The organism is Streptomyces sp. NPDC058289, from assembly GCF_042880975.1.
In the GTDB taxonomy this organism is placed as follows: Bacteria; Actinomycetota; Actinomycetes; order Streptomycetales; family Streptomycetaceae; genus Streptomyces; species Streptomyces stoeckheimensis.
Genome location: NZ_JBHVYI010000006.1, coordinates 118,882 through 138,069, shown reverse-complemented (window position 1 = coordinate 138,069; position 19,188 = coordinate 118,882). Strand labels below are relative to the sequence as shown.

Genomic DNA, 19,188 nt, shown 5'->3' with positions numbered 1-19,188 from the left:
CGTCCCCGATCGAACGCGACAGCGAAAGGTGGAAGCATGACCTTCAACGCCCTGGAGTCCCTGCGTGCGGCCGGCGTCATCGGCGGCACGATGGCGCCCGCTCTCGAAGAGTTCTACGCCAGCCTGACCCCCGAGGAGACCAAGGTCCTCATCTCGACGAAGACCCGCCTCGCGGCGATCCTGCCCGACGTGGTGGCGCACTCCCAGGACTGGACCTCCCCGGAGGCCACGAAGGAGGGCTTCGACGCCGCGATGTTGTGTGCCTGCGGCCTCTGGTCGGGATCGGGCCAGGCCGAGAACTGACCGTTCCACAGGCGGGGTCCGGCGGCAACTCGCGTCGGGCCGCGCCTGTGCCAGCCCAGAGAGGAGGCGGGATGCGCGGAAACCTGGTTCGGAACCTGTCGTTGTTCGAGGTGCCCAACGACCTGACGTACTTCGTGCACGGCGAGGACCACCTCGTGGTCAACCCGGAGGTGGCCGCCCGGTGCGTCCTCTCCGGACGTGAGTTTCGGGTCCTCGAAACCCTGGCGGCCGCCCGGGCCCGCGGGGAGCAGCCGGGGCTGGAGCAGAACGACGAGACGGAACGCGTCCTCGCCAAGCTCATCCTGAACTGGATCGTGTACTTCAACGGCAACAAGCCCAAGGTCAGGCTGGGCGAACCGCCCCTGGGCGTCGCGTACTACGCCATCACCGACGGCTGCAACCTCCGCTGTCCCTACTGTTACGCCTCCTCCGAGAAGTGCCTTCCGGGCGAGCTCGACACCGCCGAATCCCTGGACCTGGTCTCGCAGATCGCCGACTTCGGCGCCGGGACCGTCATCTTCACCGGCGGCGAGCCGATGCTCCGCAAGGACTTGTTCCAGATCGTCGAGCACGCCAAGAGCAGCGGCCTCAAGGTCAACATCATCACCAACGCGACGATGATCCGGACCGAGGAGAAGGCCAAGCGGTTCGCCGAGCTCTTCGACGCCGTCACCGTGAGCCTCGACGGAGGTACGGCCGAGACCCACGACCGCACCCGCGGCAAGGGCGCGTTCGCCAAGACCCACCGGGCGATCCAGCTCCTCAACGAGGCCGGGGTGAAGCCGGCCATCAACCACATCGTCACCTCGGACAACATCCACGAGTTGGAGGACTTCGCCTCCTTCCTCGACGGAATCGAGATCCACAGCGTCCGCCTGATGAACCACAACGACCTGGGCCGGGGCGCGGACGACGCCTACGACTTCGGGTGGCAGGACCACCTGGACGTGCAGCAGCTCGTCTGGACCTCGCCGGTCGCCGGCAAGCTCAAGCCGGACGGCCCGAGGCCGGTCACCGCGTGCTCGGTCAAGGGCAACTGCGGCATGGGCGGGCACGAGATCTACGTCAACTCCCTCGGCGACGTCTATCCGTGCAAACTCGTCACGGGCAAGGGGGAGTTCGCCGGAAACATCAGGAAGCAGCCGCTGTCGGAGATCTTCGCCGGCCCGGTCCTGACCTCGATGCGCAAGAGCACCGTGTACGGCGGGGAGTTCCACGCCGACTGCGAGAAGTGCTACATCAAGGCGAACTGCGGCGGCGGCTGCCGGGCCGCGCACATGTCGGAGTCCGGGGACCTGCGGCGCAACAGCCGCCACCTGTGCCGGATCCTGCGGCACGGCGTCACCACGCAGCTGTGGCAGGAGACCGGCGTGACCCGCGCCGAACTCGCCCTGGACGGCCCCGAGATGACCGTCCCGCGGCTGGTCGCCAGCGGGGAGGTGCACGAGGCCCACGAGCAGTGGAAGACCTACGTCCGCCCGCCGGCGCCCGTGCCCGCGATCAAGGTGGGCGAACTGATTCCGATCATGCCGGTGAACAGGAGGCTGGGAGATGTCCCTGCACATCAGTGACGCGGTGATCTGGCAGGAGAGCGGGGACGGCATCTCGCTCTACCACAGCGAGTCCGGTGACTTCCGCACCCTGAACGCGACGGCCGCCCAGATCTGGGCGCTCGTGGAGAGCGACGGGGACCGGGAGACGGTCATCAGGAACCTGTCCCTGCTGTTCGCCGGGCACAACCCCGTGATGACGGCCCGCATCCGCGCCGAAGTGGACGCCTTCATCAGCTCCATGATCGAAGCCGACCTCATCGAGGAGACGGAATCCGGCACGCACGCCACACGGAGCGAGCCGGCCGCGCGGTCATGACCAAGGCCGTCGTCCTCGGCGGGGGCTTCGCGGGCGTGCTGGTGGCCAAGGTGCTCTCCCGGCACGTCGACGAGGTCACCGTCGTCGAGGGCGGCCGATACCCGGCCGGCCCGGGCATCCGGACGGGGCTGCCGCAGGCCTTCCACAGCCACGTGCTGGTGACCGCCGGGGCCGAGGCACTGGACAGCCTGCTCCCGGGAACGCTGGAAGCGCTCCTCGCCCGGGGAGCGCACCGCCGGGGCCTGCCGGACGGCGCGCTGATCCTGAGCGCGGACGGCTGGTTCCGCCGCCACGAGACCGGGGCCTTCATGGTCTCGTGCACCCGCTGGCTGATGGACCACGTCATCCGGCAGCGGGCCCTGGCCGACGGGGCGGTCACCGTACGGGAGCGCACCCGGGTCCTGGGCCTCGTGGGGGACGCATCGCGCGTGACCGGTGTCCGGGTCGCGGGCGAGGACGGCTCCGGCGAGACGCTCCGCGCCGACCTCGTGGTGGACGCGACGGGTCGGCGCTCGCGGGCCGGGCGATGGCTGACCGAGATCGGCGGACCCGGTGTCGAGGAGGAGGTGGTCGACCCGGGGCTGGCGTACTCCACCAGGATCTACCGGGCGCCCCCCGGCCTCGCCACCGACCTCCCGGCGATCATGGTGCACCCGCGGCCTTCGAGCGGCCGTCCGGGGTACGGAGCCACGCTGTTCCCCGTCGAGGGCGGCCGGTGGATCTTCACCCTGACCGGCACGCGCGCCGCCAGACCGCCGGTGGACGAGCCGGGATTCACGGACTGCGCGCGCTCGCTGCGCTCGCCGATCGCGGCGGAGCTGCTGGCGGCGGCCGAACCCCTCGGTGGCGTAAGGCCGTTCCGCGCCACCGCGAACCGCCGGAGGTACTTCGAGCGGCTGCCCCTGCCCGACGGGTTCCTGGTCATCGGCGACGCGCTGACGGCGGTGAACCCCGTGTACTCGCACGGGATGTCCGTCGCGCTGCTCGGCGCCGTGCGGCTGGACCGGGAGCTGGCGGAGCACGGAGCCCGGCCCTCCGTGCTGCCCGCGGTCCAGGCGGCGGTGGCGGAAGTGGCCGGCGAGTCCTGGAGGATGGCGACCGAACAGGACCGGGTACGGGCCTTCGCGGAGGGTTCCGGATCCGCGGAGGGCTCCGGATCCGGCTCCGCTGGGGGATCCGGAGCCGCGGCCGGACAGCGGATGCGGGCCCGGGTGTCCCAAGCGGTGCTCAGCAGCCCGGTGTTGATGACCCGGCTGTTCCGTGCCCAGACGCTGGTCCCGTCCCGGGAGGCTCTCCCGAGGCCCTCCGACGGCCGCTCCGTGGCCCCTCCGCTCGACACCGACGAGGCGGTCGCGCAGTTCCCAGGGCTCCGCGACTGGTGGTTCTCGGAGCGCGGCCTCCAACAACCCACCCCGGGAAGGGAACCGTGACCACCGAAGCCGTACCGCTGATCCCGCACTCCGTCCTGTTCGGCAACCCGTCGTACCTCGTGCCCGAGATCTCACCGGACGGGACCCGCCTCGTCTACCTGGCCCCGGACGACGGCGTGCTGAACGTGTGGACGGCGCCCGTGGACCGGCCCGAGGAGGCGAGGCCCGTCACGCACGACCGGGGCCGCGGCATCCGGACGTACGGCCTGTGCCACGACGACCGGACCCTCTTCTACCTGCGCGACCGGGACGGCGACGAGAGCTGGCGGGTCCACCTCGTCGACCTGGTCACCGGCCGGGAGCGCTGCGCCACGCCCTTCGACGGCGTCCAGGCGCGGGTGCTGGCGCACAACCGGTGGCACCCGACGACCCTGCTGATCGGGCTGAACAAGGACCGCCCTGGGCTGCACGACGTCTACGCCCTCGATCTGCAGACGGACCGGCTCGCCAAGGTCGCGGAGAATCCCGGGTACGTGAGCTGGATCGTCGACACCGACCTGCGGGTGCGCGGCGGCACGGTGATGAAGCCCGACGGCGGTCTGTCCGTGTTCCTCGACCCACCGGAGGGGTCCGGTGCCCCGGGTGGCCCGGACGGCCCCGCGCCCTGGCTCGACGTGCCCTACGAGGACGCCATCGGGACGCGCGTCGTCGGCTTCTCGCGCGATGGCGCCACCTGCCACCTCCTGTCCTCCATCGGGGCCAACGCCAGCCGCCTGTTCGCCGTCGACCTCGCGACCGGGCGGCGGACGCTGCTCGCGGAGGACCCGGTGTACGACGTCAAACAGGTCGAGTTCGACCCGGTGAGCCGACGGCCGCAGGCCGTGCTGTTCGCGAAGGACCGCGACGAACGGGTCTTCCTCGACGAGGAGTTCGGAAAGGACCTCGGGCGGATCCACGGCGAGCTCGCGCTCCTGTCGGTCGACGGCGAGGTCTACGTGGACCGCACCGACCGCGGCGACCGGCTGTGGACGGTCTCGGTGGTGACCGGAGCCGGTCCCGTCCTCTACTACGTCTACGACCGGCCGGCCGGCGCGCTCCGCTACCTCTTCAGCCACCAGCGGGAGCTGGAGGCGTACACGCTGGCCAGGATGGAGCCCTTCGCCTTCGCCGCGCGCGACGGGGTCACCGTCCACGGCTACGTCACCTGGCCGCCCGGAGCCGAACGCGCGGGCCTGCCCGCGGTGGTGAACGTGCACGGCGGGCCCTGGGCCCGTCACACGTTCGCGTTCGACGAAGAGGCGCAGCTCCTGGCCAATCGCGGCTACGCCTGCATCCAGGTCAACTTCCGCGGTTCGACGGGCTACGGCAAGAAGTTCCGCAACCTGGGCGCCAAGCAGTGGGGCGCCGCGATGCAGACCGACCTGCTCGACGCGGTCGCCCACCTGGTCGCGGGCGGCGGGATCGACCCCGCGCGCATCGCGATCATGGGCTGCTCGTACGGGGGTTACGCAGCGCTGGTCGGCGCGGCGTTCACCCCGGAGGCGTTCACGTGCGCGATCGACCTCTGCGGTCCGTCGAACCTGCTGACGCTGCTGGCGGCCGGGGCGCCCTACCGCAGCGCGCTGCGTTCGTTCATGCACGCCCACGTGGGGGACCCGGAAACGGACCGCGCCATGCTGTGGGAACGCTCGCCGCTGTCGCGGGTCGACGCGATCCGCATCCCCGTCATGGTCGTCCAGGGCGCCAACGACGTCCGCGTGCCCCGGGCGGAGGCCGAGCAGATCGTCGCGGCACTGGCGGCCAAGGAACTTCCGCACGAGTACCTGCTGTTCCCCGACGAGGGCCACGGCCTGGCCCGGCCCGCCAACCGGCAGGCTTACTACGCCGCGGTCGAGCGGTTCCTCGCGGAGCACCTGGGCTGAATCCGCGTCAGGCCAGGGCCGCCCGCACCAGGTTCGGCAGGTGCAGGCGGGTCTCCGCCTCCTCGTGGTCGGCCCGGACGAACCCTCCGCCCGTCAGTGCACCCAGCCCGTCCACCACCCGGGTCAACGGCCGGTCCAGGACTTCGGCGGCCTCGCAGACGGTCAACGCCTTGTCGAAGCAGGCCAGTTCGCCGAGGAGCGTGCGAGGTTCGGGGGCCAGCCGTTCGACTCCGGCCCGGATCGGGCAGCCGATCGTCCCGGGAACACCGGCGGGCCGGGCGGCCGCCGGGAGTTCGAGCAACTGGGCCGCGGGCATGTCCGCGAGCCGGTGCAGGCTCAGTACCCCACCCCCCGCGGCGGCCGCCTCCAGCGCGGCCGGCAGACCGTCCAGGGTCCGGCACAGCCGCACCGCAGCCCCCGCGTCCGCCCGGCCGAGTACGAATCCCGGCCGGACCTCCGAGAGCCGGTCCACGAGCAGCCGCACCGACGGCACGGCGGCCAGGGCGTCCAGGGACCCGGCCGCCTCCCAGTCCGGCCCGGGGACCGTCAGCGGCGCGAGCACCGTCCCCTGGATGCCGGCCACGTTCCACGGCGCCCGTGACGTACTGATCACCCGGATGCCCGGACAGTACGCCAACAACTCCTCCACGCCGACCGGCTCCCGGGCGTCGGCGACCCCGTCGAGCACGACCAGCAGCTCGTGCCGGCCGATGAGGCGGCAGACCGCGGACACGTCCTGCGCACCCGATTCGACGAGCAGGCGCAAGGACCGCAGCAAGGGCCCGAAGGCCGTGCCGTGACCGTCGGGGGCCACCGTCCCGGACCCGATCCACAGCACGGGCCAGCCGCGCCGGGAGCCGAGCCGCGCCGCCGTCTCCGCGGCCACCCGCGACTTCCCCACGCCCGCAAGCCCCGAGAGGGAGATCATCCGGCGGTGATCCGACTCCAGGGCGCCCACCATCGCCCGGACCTCGACGTCCCGCCCGAGGAGGGCGTTGACGGACCCGGGCACCGCCGGGCAGGGATCGGCTCCGACCGGAGCCGGCCCCCCGCTGCCCAGGCCCGCGGTGACGAAGAGCTCCCGCGCCAGGCCCTCCAGTCCCAACGCGTCGGCGAGCAGCCGGACGGTCTGCATCCGCGCGTTCACCCGGCCCGACTCCAGGGCCCGGATCGTCCGCGGGCTGATCGTCGAGAGGTCGGCCAGCGTCCGCTGGGTGAGCCCGGCCTGCACGCGCTTGAAACGGAGCAGTTCGGGAAACGACGGGGCCTGGGCCTGGGCGCTGTGGACCATAGGCCAGGAGGGTAGGAGGGGCCCGTTCCGTACGCGTCTCCGCGGCGTCCCCGGCACGTCTGCGCTCCGTCTCCGTCGGCCGTCAGACCACCTTCGAACCGGGGTGCGAACCGCGGTCCAGCAGATCCAGCGAGAGGGTCAGCAGCGAGACGGCCAAGGGGTCGGACGCGTCCATGACCGCGTGTTGGGACAACCGGGCCACCAGCTCTCCCATGCGCGGCGACGCGTCCGCGGCCTGCTCGCTGCGCCGCAGCAGCGCGAGGCTCAGGGCGGCCTGCGTGGCGAGCAGACCCAGCAGTTCGATGTCGTCGAGTTCCCGGCCCGGGGCGTTCTCGTCGTGGGCGTGGCGGTCCAGCACCTCGATCACGCCGATGCACTCCCCGTCCGCGATGAGCGGGGCGGCCATGATGCTCGCGGGAACGTACCCGGTGGAGGCCGCGGCGTCGCGGGCGAACCGGTCGGTCGCGCCCACGTCGTCCGTGATCAGCGGCTGCCCGCTGGCCGCCACCCAGCCGGCGATGCCGGTGCCTGGCTCGAACCGCCTGCCGACCAGGCCCTGTTCACCCTCGCCCGCCACCGCCGCGAAGATCAGCTCACCGGTGTCGGGGCTCACCATGAAGACCGAGGACGCGGCGGCCCCGTAGATGTACCGGGCCACCGTGACGACAGACTGCAGGAGCTGACGTTCGGTGGCCATCAGATCGTGTGGCCAGGGTTTCATTCTTCTCCGCCTCCTTCTCCTTGAACCGATACGTTCGCCGCGCAGTGGTACAGGACGCTCTTGAGCTGGAACGGCGTGAGCCACGGGTGCTTGCTCAGGACGAGGGCCGCGATCCCGGCCATGTGCGGCGCCGCGAAACTGTTGCCGGTGTTGCGGACCGTGCCGCCGCCCAGGCTCGCCACGGGTACGCGCACCCCCCGGGCGCGGAACTCGACCGGGGGAGCGGCGTTGTAGTAGAAGCGCATGCCGTCCGGCTCGGCATGGCTGGCGACGGAGATCACCGAGGCGAAGTTCCACGGGAAGCTCTCGATGGGCAGATTGTGCGCGGCCGCCACGACCGCGGTCCGGCGGAAGTAGGCGCGATCGCACAACTCGCCCAGCCGGTCGCGGAATTCGACCCTCGTCGTCGACAGGCTCATGCTGATGACGTCGAACCCCTCCTCGATCGCGAAGGCGAGCCCGGCGATCAGCGCGGAGGCGCTGCCGGCCCTCCCGTCGCCGAGCACCTTGAGCGAACTGAGCGACACCCGGGGCGCGATGGAGCGGATGATCCCCGCGCAGGCGGTCCCGTGCCCGGCACTGTCGAGCGGCTCGCACTCCTCCACGCGCGGAGCCCGGCCCTCGGCGCTCACCACCTGCCAGGCCCGCTCGACCGTGCCCACCAGCGGATGCCCGGCCTGGACACCGCTGTCGAGCACGCAGACCCGTACGCCCTCGCCGTCGGCGCCTTCCCACGCCCAGCGGGGACCGATCCCCTCGAACAGGGCCGTCGGCAGGGGCTCGCCGGGGTCCCCGCCGGCCGGCATGCTCCACGCGGGCATCCCCGACGCGTGCGGCCGCCGCTCGCGCCGCCAGGGCGCGCCGTTCACATCCATGCCCGTACCGCCCCCAGCGGTTTCACCGCGCCGACGGCCGCGTAGCTGTCGGCGGCCAGAGCGGCCATCGTGCGGGCCTCGGCCCCCTCGCCCAGGTACCGGTGGGCCCGGGCCAGGTCGAAGCAGACCTCGCCCCGCAGGCACGGGTCGTCGAGGTTCCGGAGCAGCCGCAGCACCTCGGCGCGCATCGGCTCGGCGAGGCCCTGCGCCGCGGCGCCCAGCACGGCGGCCGACAGGCACAGGATCCGCCCCCGGACGTCCATCTCCTCGCGCCGCGCGAGCAGCTCCGCGATCCGGCGGTCCGCCTCGTCCGTCCGGTCCCGGCGGGCGCACTCGCGGGCCGCCTGCACCCGCATGGTCAGCGCGACCGGTACGTAGCCGGCCTGTTCGAGAGCGTCCGCCGCGCGGCAGTAGCGCCGCTCGGCCTCCGCGTGCTCACCGTCCAGCGAGGCGGCCAGCGCGGCCACCTGATCGACCAGGACCCGCCCCATGGTCAGCCGGAGCTGTACGACCACGGACTCGGCCTCGGTCAGCGTCGAACGCGCACCGCTCCGGTCCCCGGTGAGCGCCAGGCAGCGCGCGCGGGCGGCCAGCGCGGGCAGGGCCAGGAACCGGTCGGCGGCGAACCGCTCCAGGAGCTCCGCGCATCCCGCGAACTTCTGCGCCATCGGACTCGGCGACCACTGCCGGATCTCGCACAGCGCCACCAGCAGGCGGTCCTCCTCGTACGCGTCGCCGACGCCACGGGCGTGGTCGAGCGCCGCGCAGGCCGCCTCCTCGGCCGCCCCGAAGCGGCCGTGGTCCAGGTGGATCAGCATCAGCAGCTGCTCGAACCGGCACCGGGCGGACCGGTCGGGATCCTCTCCGTCGAGTCCGTCGAGCGCGGCCCGCAGCCCCTCCACATCGGCCGCCGCGACCTTGCCGAGCCGGGCGGCCAGCAGGAGCCGCTGTACCCGTATCAGGGCGGGAACCGACGGGGCGCGCCACTGGTCCTCCTCCACCACCTCCAGCGCACCCCGGGTGTCCCCGGACAGCATGAGGGCGTCGCTCAGTCGGACGGCCGCGACGGACCGGCACCGGTCCGGCCCGCCCCGCGCCAGTACGAGCGCCCGTCCGAGCAGCCCGATCGCCGTCGGCACGTCACGCTGCCGCAGCGCCACGGTGCCCTCGCCGAGCAGGGCCCCGGCCGCCTGCCGCGCCAGTTCCGGCAGCTCCGCATCGTCCGGGCGCAGCCCTCCGAGGAGCCGGGTGGCGGCTTCGAGGTGGAAGCCGGGACTGAAACCGTGCTCGGCCAGCCGCCGGTGCCAGGAGACGCGCTGCTCCTTCTCCAGCCTGCCGTACGCCACTTCGTGCACCGGCTGCTGGACGAAGCGGTAGCCCCCCACTTCCTCCGTGGCCCGGAACAGCCGCCGGCCGGCCAGCTCCGCGACCGCCGCCTCCGGAGCCGGCTCGCCCAGCAGCGCGAGCTGCTCCAGGGTGAACGAGGGCCCGATCACCGAAGCCGCGCCCAGCAGCCGCCGGCCCGGGGCGGGCAGCCGGTCGATCATCGCCCCCACCATGGCCGTGATGCTCGGCGGGACCTCGTCGACGGTCCGGCCGTTCCTCAGCCAGTCCATCATCAGCCGGATGTACAGCGGGTTGCCCGCGCTGTACAGGGCGACCCGGTCGACCTGTTCGGCCAGGTCGAGCCCGTGCAGTTCCACCTCGTCGCCACTCCCGCGCGCGGCCAGCGAGACCGCCAGCCGCGCGCTGTCGGCCGGGAGCAACGCCCCGACCTCGATCACGTCCGGCCACTGCGACGCGTCCGGCTGCCGCGTCGCGTCCGGCTCCTGTGTCCCGTGCGGCTCCCGCGGCCCGTCTACCTCCCGCGGCCCGTCTACCTCCTGTGTCCCGTCCACCTCCAGCGTCCCGTCCGCCTCTCGCGCCCCGGGAACCTCCCGTGTCCAGGGCCCTTCCCGTCCCGCGAGCTCCGGTCTGGACACGCAGACCATCAGGAGCGGGAGGTCCCGCAGACCGTCCATCAGCTCGCCGATGAGCCGCAGGAGCGACTGCCCGGCCCACGCGAGGTTGTCCCACACCACGACGAGCGGGCCGTGGGCCGCGGCGGTCAGCAGTTCGCGGGTCGCCCAGGACACCTCCTCGACGCCCGGGCCCGGGACCGCACCGGCCCGCCGGGGGAGCGAGGCGTCGCGCAGCGCCGCGAGCACTCCGGCGATCCGCTCGTCCGCCCGCAGCAACTCCGCGCAGGACGGCGCCCGCCGGGCCAGCGCGTCCAGCATTTCGACGAGCGCCCCGTAGTTCCCGGCCGTTCCGTAGGACTGGCAACTGCCGAACACCGCGACGGGCCTTGCCCCGGCCGCGACGAGGTCGTCCACGGCCTCCCGGACCAGGCGGGTCTTGCCGATGCCGGGTGGACCGAGCACCGTCACCAATTCCGCGTGCCGCTCCCGGGCCACCCGGTGGTAGACCCGGCGCAGCCGGTGGCGTTCGGCGCTGCGGTCCACCATGAGGGAGTCCTCGTAGGCCCCGCCGTCCGCCGCCTCACCGGTGACCAGCAGCACGGGCACCGGCTCGGCCTTGCCCTTCAGGGCCACCGGGGGCACCGGGACCATCGTGTAGTGGGGCCGGGCCAGGTGCGCCACGGTCTCGTTCACGATGATCTCCCCGGCGACCGCCAGCGACTGGAGGCGTGCGGCGAGGTTGACCACGTCACCGACGACCCGGATGCCGGCCCGGGCCGAACGGGTCACCAGCGCCTCACCGGCCGCGATCCCGCAATGGACCTCGACCGGAGCGGCGTCGGTGGCGGGCGTGCGCAGGTCATGGACCTCGGCGCGGATCCGCATCGCCGCGCGCAGCGCCCGCGGAGCGTCGTCCTCCTGGGAGGTGTCGGCCCCGAAGACCGCCATGACGGCGTCGCCGATGAACTTCTCGACGACCCCGCCGTGTTCCTCCACCGCGGCCGAGCAGATCTCGTAGTACTCGTCGAGGAGCCGTTGCAGCGGCTCCGGGTCCACGCGCTCGGCGAGCCGGGTCCACCCGACCAGATCGAGGAAGAGAACGACCACCAGTCTCCGGCTCATGCGCGCTCAGAGCAGCTTCAGGTCGTGCGCCCACACCTCGGCATCCGCACCGGAATCCGCCTCGACCAGCCGCAGCTGCACCGATACGACGACCGACGTCTCCTCCTCGGTCAGGCCCGCCAGCACCTCGCGCTGCGCGGTGCTCAACTGATCGACCGGAAGCCCGGCCTCGCGCAGAGCGGTCAGAGGGTCGAACACGTCACCCACCCCTTTCACGGGGCCGCACGGCGGCGGCCAGACATCGATCGGCAGGAGCCGGTGGACATAGCAGTAGGCCACCAGCTCAGCCCTGTTCCTGCAGTTGAACCGGTCGAGCAGGACACTGATCTCCTCGCCCACCGTGTGCCTGCTCAGGCGCAGCGCACGGGCCACGCGGTCGGTCGTATGACCTCGCGCCACCAGGGCCACGAGCACCAGGCCCCGGCTGGAGATCTCGGCACCCCGTATCGCCGTCACCGGCGAGAGCTCCTCACGACGCACTCCTCACGACGCTCTCCTCACGACGCTCTCCCTCAGGACGCTCGCCCTCGGGACGCTCTCCCTCAGGACGTACTGCGTACGAACAACTCGCGGACCATGACGGCGGCCATGAACGAGACGCCGTGCCAGCGCGCCTTGCGTTCGAACCAGAGCCAGTCCCCGTCCGGGTTGGCCTCCAGGAACACCGCCTCCCCGGTGTCGGACACGAGCAGGTCGAACGCCCCGTAGCGCAGGTTCCAGGCGGTGCACAGGGTGCGTACCGCCTCGGCCGCGGGGGGCGGGCAGTCGACGCGCGTCACGGTGACGCTGTCGGGATCCGTCATCGGGCTCGACGGATCGGGCTTGCGGACCTCGAAGGCGCAGATCCCGCCGTCGAGGTGATAGACGCGCAGCTCGCGCGCGTGCGCCACGTACTCCTGGACCACGACCGGGCGCTCTCCCGCAACGCCCGGGGCCGGTCCGGCGCCCCGTTCCACCGCCTCCAGGTCCACGACCGAGGGCAGGACGGCCTTCCAGTTGCCCCGGTCCGGCTCGAACAGCCGGAAGTCCGGAGTCTTGACCAGCAGGGTCGGCGCCCCCACCTCGCGCGCCCCCGCCGGCACGTCATTGGTGACGACCGTACGGGGCGTGCGCACGCCCAGCCGGCGCGCCTGGGCCAGCTGACCCGGCCCGACGACCGTGCCGCCGGGCAGCGCGGTGTCCGCCGTGGCCGCCACCTGCCGGAGGAACCCGGACCAGGACTCGGCCCGCAGCGGATTCATCGAACCGGCAGGCCTCGCCTGAGCCATCAGCGCGCAGGCCGAACCGTGTCGTACCCACACCACGGCCGGTCTGACCCGGCGCCCGGAGACGTGCAGCAGACCGGTGTCCACGTCCAGAGTCAGGGGCGTCGACATGAGTTGGTCCTGCCGGATCAGTATCGCCGGAGTTTCCAGAGGTCCCGTCAAAGCATCGCGAACGACCTCCAATTCACGGCCGCCCGCGCAATTCACCAGAACCACAACGGATTGGCCGTCACGGTCTTCCGCCTGTCCAGAACGGCTCATCTGCGCATGCTAGCCAACGGTTCCGTGCGGCAGGCGGCAGAACGGAGGCAGTTCCACGGCAGCTTGGGCAGTGGCCGCTTCCGTGCCGTCCCGCGGGCGTAACGTCCAGCCGCAGCAAGTCGATCGGCCATCCCGGAAAAACACCGGCCGGAGAAACACCAAGAGGAACATCGATCACATTGTGGAGGGCGGACCGTGGCGAATGGTGTGGTGAACGCCGAGGAACTGACCAAGCGTTACCGCGGGAAAGAGACGCCGGCAGTCGACCGTATTTCATTCGACATCGCCAAAGGCGAGACCATCGGGCTGCTGGGACCCAACGGTGCCGGAAAGACCACCCTGATGAAGATGATCTGCGGCGTCACCCCTCCCACCACCGGGCGGATCCGGGTGTTCGGCGTGGATCCGGCCCGAGACCCGGTCGCCGCCAAGACCGGCATCGGCGCGATGCACCAGTCCGCCCCGTACGACGAGATGCTCTCGGCCCTGGACAACCTGCTGATCGCCACCCGCTTCAAGGGCCTGTCCTGGCGCACCACCCGCCCCTGGGCGATGGAGGTGGCCGAGTACCTCGGCCTGGGGGACCACCTGTCCCGGCTCGTCTTCCAGCTGTCCGGCGGACAGCGCCAGCGGCTGCAGCTCGTACGGGCCCTGCTGACCATCCCCGAACTCCTCATCCTCGACGAGCCCTCGGCCGGGCTGGACGTGGCCGGCCGGCACCAGATCGAGCGCTTCGTCCGGTGGCTGCGCGAGGAGTACGGCATGACCGTGATCTGGACCAGCCACATCATCCAGGAACTGGAGCGCAACGCCCAGCGGGTCCTGGTCATCAACCAGGGCAAGGTGGTCCGCTTCGCCCAACCGAGCGAACTGGTCAAGGAGTTCGGCGGAGCGCACCTGCTGGTCAGCGTCGACGACGCGGTCGGTGCCAAGGTCGTCAAGGAGTGGGCGGCCGCGGCCGGACTGACCGCGACGGCCCAGGACGCCGAGGTGCGCATCGAGAACGCGCAGGTCCGGGACGTGCTGCCACAACTGTCCCGGCACTGCCACGACTCCGGAGTCGCGATCTCCGGAATCTCCACCGTCACCGACTCGCTGGAGCAGGTCTTCCTGCGCATGACCGGGAACGAGGGCTGAGACCGTGGCCGACCTGGGATTCAAGACCACCGCACCGGTCGCGTCGGGCAAGCCGGCGGACTTCACCGCCGTGTTCTACCGCGAGTACGCGCTCCTCGCCCGCAACAGGGTCAACCTCATCCTCGGTCTGACCCCCATGCTCGTGTACCTGCTCCTGGTGAACACCTCGCTGGGCAACGTCGTCGGGAACATCACCTACCGCGGCGAAACCCTCCCCTTCGCCGTCTTCCTCCTCCCCATGGTGCTGGCCATGTCGGTGGTCAGCGCCTCCGGGACGACGGGCATGGCGATGTTCCAGGAGGAGATGAGCGGGGTGTCGACCCAGCTCTGGAGCTGGCCGCTGCGCCGGTCGCGCTTCCTGGCCGGCAAGCTGCTGGCCGGGGTCTCGCTCGTACTGGCCCAGAGCCTGCTGGCCCTGGCCGTCGCCGCGATCATCTTCGACTACCCGTTCCACGCGTCCCACTGGATCTGGCTGCTGCTGGCCCTGGTGCTCTCTTCGGTGGCGTTCAACGGGCTGTACCTCGCGGCGGCCGTCCTCATCAGCGACTACCGCACCTTCATGGTGCTCACCAGCGTGTCGGTGCCCGTCCTCGTCTTCGCCGCACCGTCGCTGTCCACCACGCAGCAGCTCCCCACCGTGCTGCGGTGGATCTCGACGGTGAACCCGGTGTCGTACGCCGTCACCGGGATGCGCGACGCCGCGATCTTCGGCCTGGGCAAGGCCTGGCCCTCCCTGGTGGTGCTCGCCGTCGTCGCGATCGTCGCCAACTTCGTCGCCGGCCGGGCGCTGTTGCGGCGCACCCGGAACCTCTGACCCGCAGGAGCTCTCCACCGTGCAGACCGACGACACCGTGCAGTCCGACGCCAGCATGCAGTCCGACGCCACCATGCAGGCGGACGACTCCGTGCAGACCCACGATGCGCCCCTGGCCTGGCTCGCCACGCCGCACGACCGTTCCGTGCACCGCCTTCCGGGCACCGACCGGGCCCAACCGCCCAAGGCCACCTGGGAGATGGCGACCCGCGCGGCCGCCAAGGTGGGCGTCACCCGGGTCGCCGACATCACCCGGCTCGACTCCATCGGCATCCCGACCTTCCAGGCGATCCGGCCGCTCTCCAGAACGCTCGCCGTCTCCCAGGGCAAGGGGATGACACCCGAACTGGCCAGGCTCTCGGCGGTGATGGAATCCGTCGAGACCTGGCACGTGGAACAGCCGGCCCTGCCCGCGCTGACCGCCACCCCCCGCAAGCTGCGTACGCAACTTGGCTACGAGGTGGGCGCATTGGCTCCCTCCGCGCCGAGCCTGCTGCACGACGGGTTGCCGCTGGACTGGGTGGCGGCCAGATCCCTGGTCGACGGGGCGCGCACCCTCGTTCCCGTGAACGTGGTCCGGCTGACCCTGGAGGAGCACGCCGACTGGAACCCGCCGGTGTTCTTCGAGTCGACGAACGGCCTGGCCAGCGGGAACACCCGCATCGAAGCCGCTCTGCACGCGCTCTGCGAGGTCATCGAGCGCGACGCGATGACGGCCGCGGTCACCGGGGGCGGGGACATGGGCGTGCGCGTCGACCCGCGCTCCCTCGGGTCACCGGTGGCCGACGAGCTGTGCACGCTGATCGAACGGGCCGACGTCACCCTGGAGGTCCGCCTCGTCCCGTCGCCCACCGGCCTGCCGTGCTTCCTGTCCTGGGTGGCGAGCGAGGAGTACCCGGCGCCGATGTTCGGCTTCGGCTGCCACCTCAGCCCGGAGATCGCCCTCACCCGCGCCGTCTCCGAAGCGGCACAGGCCAGGCTCGCGTACATCTCGGGGGCCCGGGACGACCTCCGGGACGACTTCGGGCACGTGGACGCCGGCCGGCTGCGCAGCGCGCGGTCCGGTCCGGCGGCCGCCGACATCAAGGGCCTCGTGGAGGAACCCGTCCCGCACGACAGTCTGGCCGGCGCCCTCGCCCACGTGGTGCGCCGGGCGGCCGCCGCCTTCTCCCATCCGCCCCTCCTCGTCGACCTGACGCGTGAGGAGATCGGGGTCCCGGTCGTCAAGGTCGTGGCTCCGGGGAGCCGCGTATGCCCGGAGGTGCTGTAGTGAAGGGGGCCGGCGTGAACGGGTCAGGCGTGAGCGGGGCCAGGGTGATCGTCTACGCGGGGCCGACCCTCTCGGCCGCCGACGTCCACGCCGTGCTCCCGGAGGCGGAGGTGCGCCCGCCCGCGGGCCGGGGCGACCTCCTCGCCGACCGGTGGCACCCGGGAGACGTGGTCGTGATCGTCGACGGCTACTTCCGGGAACGGCGCTCCGTCGGCCACAAGGAGATCCTCCAGGTGCTCACCGAGGGCGCGGAGGTGATCGGCGCCGCGAGCATGGGCGCGCTGCGGGCCGCGGAACTCGCCCCGTGCGGCATGCGGGGCCTCGGCACCGTCTTCACCATGTACGCCTCCGGCGAGATCGACGGGGACGACGAGGTGGGGGTCCTGCACGGCCCGGCCGAGATGGGGTACCCGGCGCAGACCGTGGCCCTGGTGAACCTCCGCTACGGCTGCAAGGAGGGCGCCGAAACCGAGCTGATCGCGCCCGACGCCGGACGGCGGATCGTGGCGGCGGCCGCGGCGCTGCCCTTCACCCACCGCGGCTGGAAGGACATCGAGCGGGCGTTGGACGACGAGGACCACGAATCCCTGGGGACGCTGGAGGAGATGATCGCCTCGGGCGTCTGGGACCTCAAACGGCTCGACGCGATGGCCGCGCTGCGCGCGATCGCGAGCCGGGGCGCGGTGGCCCCCGGTCCGGTCGCGCCCGAGGTGCCCTTCACCGGCATCAGCCGGACCCAGTCCCTGGTCCGCCGGACCCGCCGGGAGCACGCTCCCGGCCGGTGGATGTCGGACCTCGACGTACTGGACGCCGCCCGGCTGTTCGACGAGGGCTACCCCGCGCTGCACGAGGACGTGCTGACCGGTCTGCTGGAGGAGCTCGCCGGGGCCCGGGGCATGACGCTCGAAACGTACGCACGGGCCAAGCTCGGGCTCGACGGCCGGTCGGCGCTGCCGGACTCCCTCGCGCGCTGGTTCACGGAAGGGGAACGGGACGGGCTCCCCGTCGCCGACCGGATCCGGCTCCTCATGGTGCGGGTGTGGCCCGTATGGCAGTCGGTGGACTGGCGGCCGGCGGTCCTGGCGCGGATGCGGGAATCCGAGCGCTGGGAGGAGTGGTGCGCTCTCGTCGTCCGGGCCGACGAGGCCGCGGAGGAGACCAGGCCCAGGCTGGTGGTCCCGCCGCCGCCGATGTGCGCGAAGCTCTTCCTGCGCCACTGGCAGGGGCGCGGCACCTCACCGGACGTCGAAATGGCCCGCCGAGGGTTCTCCGGCCCCGACGGGCTGGGCGGGGCGGTCACGAGGTTCTTCGCCCTCGACGTCCTGCGCGGCCGTGAACGCCGCAACGCCGGGGCCCGCTGACCGCGGGCGGGGCGCGGATCGCCGCCGCGCTGGACGGGCTTCCGGCACCGTCCCCGGCCGGCTGCCGGCCCGCCCGCGCCCGTGGACGGTGCCACGGTGATCGCGCCGGGGCAGCGGTGCAGCCAGGTGCTGCGGGAGTACTTCGTCCGGGAGATCGGGCCCGGCTTCCACCTCGACGCCTTCATGCGGGATTACGTCGCCCAGGGCGCGGGACGCACCCTCGCCGAGGCGGTCGCCCACTGGTACGCCACCCGGGAGTAGGCGTCCCAACCCCAGGAGATCGGGGCCCAGTTCGAGCTGAACCGGTTCCTCCGGGACTGGCACACCCGCCACCCAGACGGCATCCGCCCGCAGGCCCTGGCCGCGTGGCGGGCCCACCGCTCCAGCCCCCGGAAGGCCCCCGTCAACCTCGGGCCGCAGTGAGCTCCGGCTCCGAGGGCTCCGGCTCCGAGGGCTCCGGCAGGCGCCGGGCCAGGGCCCAGGCCAGCAGCGGGAGCGCGGCCAGCGGGAGCAGGGCCGTCCGCAGGGAGGCCGCGTCGGCCGCCGCGCCGATCAGGGGGCTCGCGAGACCGCCCACGCTGACGGTCAGGCCCAGGGTGACCCCGCTCGCCGTGCCCATGCGGGTCGGCAGGTAGTCCTGGCCCAGGGTGACCTGGAGGGAGAACGGCACGTACAGCGCAGTGGCGGCCAGCGCCGAGCAGACGTACACCAGCGGCAGCGGCAGGAAGAGGACGCCCGCGACGGCCGGCACCACGGCCGCGTAGGCGCGGTGGACGGTGGTGACCCGGCCCCAGCGGGCGGCCAGCCGGCCGCCGAGGAGGGTGCCGCCGGCGCTCCCGGCGAAGAGGGCGAACAGGGCGACGGCGCCGGCGGTTTCGCCGCCGCCGCGCTCGCGGACGTACAGCGCGATGAAGGTGCTCAGGCCGGTGAAGACGACCGAGCGCACGACGACCACCAAGGAGAGCCGCAGGAAGGCCCGCCAGTCGTCGCGGGGGCGCCGGGACGCTGCCGGGGCCGGGGCCGGGGCCGGGGCCATGGCCGCCCGGTCCGCGGCCGAACGCTTCGCGGACGGCGGCCTGTTGAGGAACACGCCCAGCGCCGCCGGGGCGGCCAGCAGCCACCACCCCGCCGGGCCCGGCAGTGCCAGCGCGCCGACCACCAGCAGCGGGGCACACGCGAAGCCGATGTTGCCGCCGAGCGCGAACCAGCTCATCGCGCCGTGCCCGGGGCCTCCCACCGTACGGACCAGCCGGGCCGCCGCCGGGTGGTACGCGGCGACGCCCAGCCCGGACAGGGCGACGGCGGCGAGGGTGGCCGCGTACCCCGCGTCGAGTCCGACCAGGGCCACGCCCAGCCCCGCGGCGGCCGTGGCCAGCGGGATCAGCCAGGGCATCGGCCACCGGTCGGTGAGCGCACCGAACAGCGGCTGGACCACGGAGGAGAGCAGCGAGGCGGCCAGCACGATGCCGGACGCGGCGGCGTAGCCGTACGCGCGCTCGGAGACGAGGAAGGGCACGAGCGCGGCGACGGCGCCCTGGTACACGTCCACGCAGGAGTGGCCCGCGGAGAAGGCGGCCGTACGGAGCCGGGCCGGGCCTGGCGCCGGGGCAGGGGTGGAGGTGGAGGTGGAGGCGGAGTCAGAGGGC

General features: G+C 72.6%; 17 protein-coding genes. 10 read left to right on the top strand and 7 right to left on the bottom strand.

Translation table 11 applies throughout. The features are described 5' to 3' along the window. Positions 1-36 precede the first annotated feature (36 nt). The 5 genes from ACFVX6_RS04810 to ACFVX6_RS04790 all read left to right on the top strand — a co-directional run bounded on the left by ACFVX6_RS04810 (position 37) and on the right by ACFVX6_RS04790 (position 5,464). Positions 37-303, top strand: a complete 267-nt coding sequence (locus ACFVX6_RS04810) for a StsA-related sactipeptide RiPP (RefSeq protein ID WP_250741964.1) — start codon at positions 37-39, stop codon at positions 301-303. 71 nt (positions 304-374) lie between these two features. After that, a complete protein-coding gene (gene stsB, locus ACFVX6_RS04805; protein ID WP_389687970.1) occupies positions 375-1,874 on the top strand; it encodes a StsB family radical SAM/SPASM domain sactipeptide maturase in 1,500 nt (499 codons plus the stop codon). Further along, complete coding sequence (locus ACFVX6_RS04800; protein WP_389687968.1) at positions 1,855-2,172, top strand: PqqD family protein; 318 nt, start codon at positions 1,855-1,857, stop codon at positions 2,170-2,172. The genes stsB and ACFVX6_RS04800 overlap by 20 nt, the downstream gene beginning before the upstream one ends. Beyond that, complete coding sequence (locus tag ACFVX6_RS04795) at positions 2,169-3,602, top strand: NAD(P)/FAD-dependent oxidoreductase (RefSeq protein WP_389687966.1); 1,434 nt, start codon at positions 2,169-2,171, stop codon at positions 3,600-3,602. The genes ACFVX6_RS04800 and ACFVX6_RS04795 overlap by 4 nt, the downstream gene beginning before the upstream one ends. Continuing rightward, complete coding sequence (locus ACFVX6_RS04790; protein WP_389687964.1) at positions 3,599-5,464, top strand: S9 family peptidase; 1,866 nt, start codon at positions 3,599-3,601, stop codon at positions 5,462-5,464. The genes ACFVX6_RS04795 and ACFVX6_RS04790 overlap by 4 nt, the downstream gene beginning before the upstream one ends. 7 nt (positions 5,465-5,471) lie before the next feature. Here the strand turns inward: ACFVX6_RS04790 and ACFVX6_RS04785 are convergent, their stop codons facing one another. From ACFVX6_RS04785 to ACFVX6_RS04760, 6 genes are all read right to left on the bottom strand, one after another. Continuing rightward, on the bottom strand, positions 5,472-6,755 hold the full coding sequence (locus tag ACFVX6_RS04785) for a helix-turn-helix domain-containing protein (protein ID WP_389687962.1): 1,284 nt from the start codon (positions 6,753-6,755) through the stop codon (positions 5,472-5,474). Positions 6,756-6,837: 82 nt separating this feature from the next. Further along, entirely contained in the window at positions 6,838-7,476 is a 639-nt protein-coding gene (locus tag ACFVX6_RS04780; protein ID WP_389687960.1) for a GAF domain-containing protein, read from the bottom strand. Then, entirely contained in the window at positions 7,473-8,351 is an 879-nt protein-coding gene (locus ACFVX6_RS04775) for a S8 family serine peptidase (RefSeq protein WP_389687958.1), read from the bottom strand. Before ACFVX6_RS04775 ends, ACFVX6_RS04780 begins: the two co-directional genes overlap by 4 nt. Further along, positions 8,342-11,434 carry an adenylate/guanylate cyclase domain-containing protein gene (locus tag ACFVX6_RS04770; RefSeq protein ID WP_389687956.1) on the bottom strand — a complete coding sequence of 1,031 codons (3,093 nt, stop codon included), beginning with the start codon at positions 11,432-11,434 and terminating at the stop codon, positions 8,342-8,344. Before ACFVX6_RS04770 ends, ACFVX6_RS04775 begins: the two co-directional genes overlap by 10 nt. Before the next feature lie 6 nt (positions 11,435-11,440). After that, positions 11,441-11,890 (bottom strand): aroma-sacti cluster domain-containing protein, encoded by a 450-nt coding sequence (locus ACFVX6_RS04765; protein WP_389687955.1) that lies wholly within the window; start codon positions 11,888-11,890, stop codon positions 11,441-11,443. 86 nt (positions 11,891-11,976) lie between these two features. Continuing rightward, positions 11,977-12,810 (bottom strand): hypothetical protein, encoded by an 834-nt coding sequence (locus ACFVX6_RS04760; protein WP_389687953.1) that lies wholly within the window; start codon positions 12,808-12,810, stop codon positions 11,977-11,979. Positions 12,811-13,155: 345 nt separating this feature from the next. Between ACFVX6_RS04760 and ACFVX6_RS04755 the strand changes: the two genes are divergently transcribed. The 5 genes from ACFVX6_RS04755 (at position 13,156) to ACFVX6_RS04735 (ending at position 17,803) form a co-directional block, all read left to right on the top strand. Further along, entirely contained in the window at positions 13,156-14,097 is a 942-nt protein-coding gene (locus ACFVX6_RS04755; protein WP_389687951.1) for an ABC transporter ATP-binding protein, read from the top strand. A 4-nt stretch (positions 14,098-14,101) separates the two neighbouring features. Further along, positions 14,102-14,911: an ABC transporter permease gene (locus ACFVX6_RS04750; RefSeq protein WP_389687949.1), complete on the top strand. Its 810-nt coding sequence runs from the start codon at positions 14,102-14,104 to the stop codon at positions 14,909-14,911. A 19-nt stretch (positions 14,912-14,930) separates the two neighbouring features. Next, positions 14,931-16,181, top strand: a complete 1,251-nt coding sequence (locus ACFVX6_RS04745) for a YcaO-like family protein (RefSeq protein WP_389687947.1) — start codon at positions 14,931-14,933, stop codon at positions 16,179-16,181. A 14-nt stretch (positions 16,182-16,195) separates the two neighbouring features. Further along, positions 16,196-17,542 carry a TfuA-like protein gene (locus tag ACFVX6_RS04740; protein WP_389687945.1) on the top strand — a complete coding sequence of 449 codons (1,347 nt, stop codon included), beginning with the start codon at positions 16,196-16,198 and terminating at the stop codon, positions 17,540-17,542. Positions 17,543-17,638: 96 nt separating this feature from the next. Continuing rightward, a complete protein-coding gene (locus ACFVX6_RS04735) occupies positions 17,639-17,803 on the top strand; it encodes a DUF6434 domain-containing protein (RefSeq protein ID WP_389687943.1) in 165 nt (54 codons plus the stop codon). 142 nt (positions 17,804-17,945) lie between these two features. Here ACFVX6_RS04735 and ACFVX6_RS04730 read toward each other — a convergent pair whose 3' ends face one another. Continuing rightward, positions 17,946-19,091 (bottom strand): MFS transporter, encoded by a 1,146-nt coding sequence (locus ACFVX6_RS04730; protein ID WP_389688013.1) that lies wholly within the window; start codon positions 19,089-19,091, stop codon positions 17,946-17,948. Positions 19,092-19,188 lie beyond the last annotated feature (97 nt).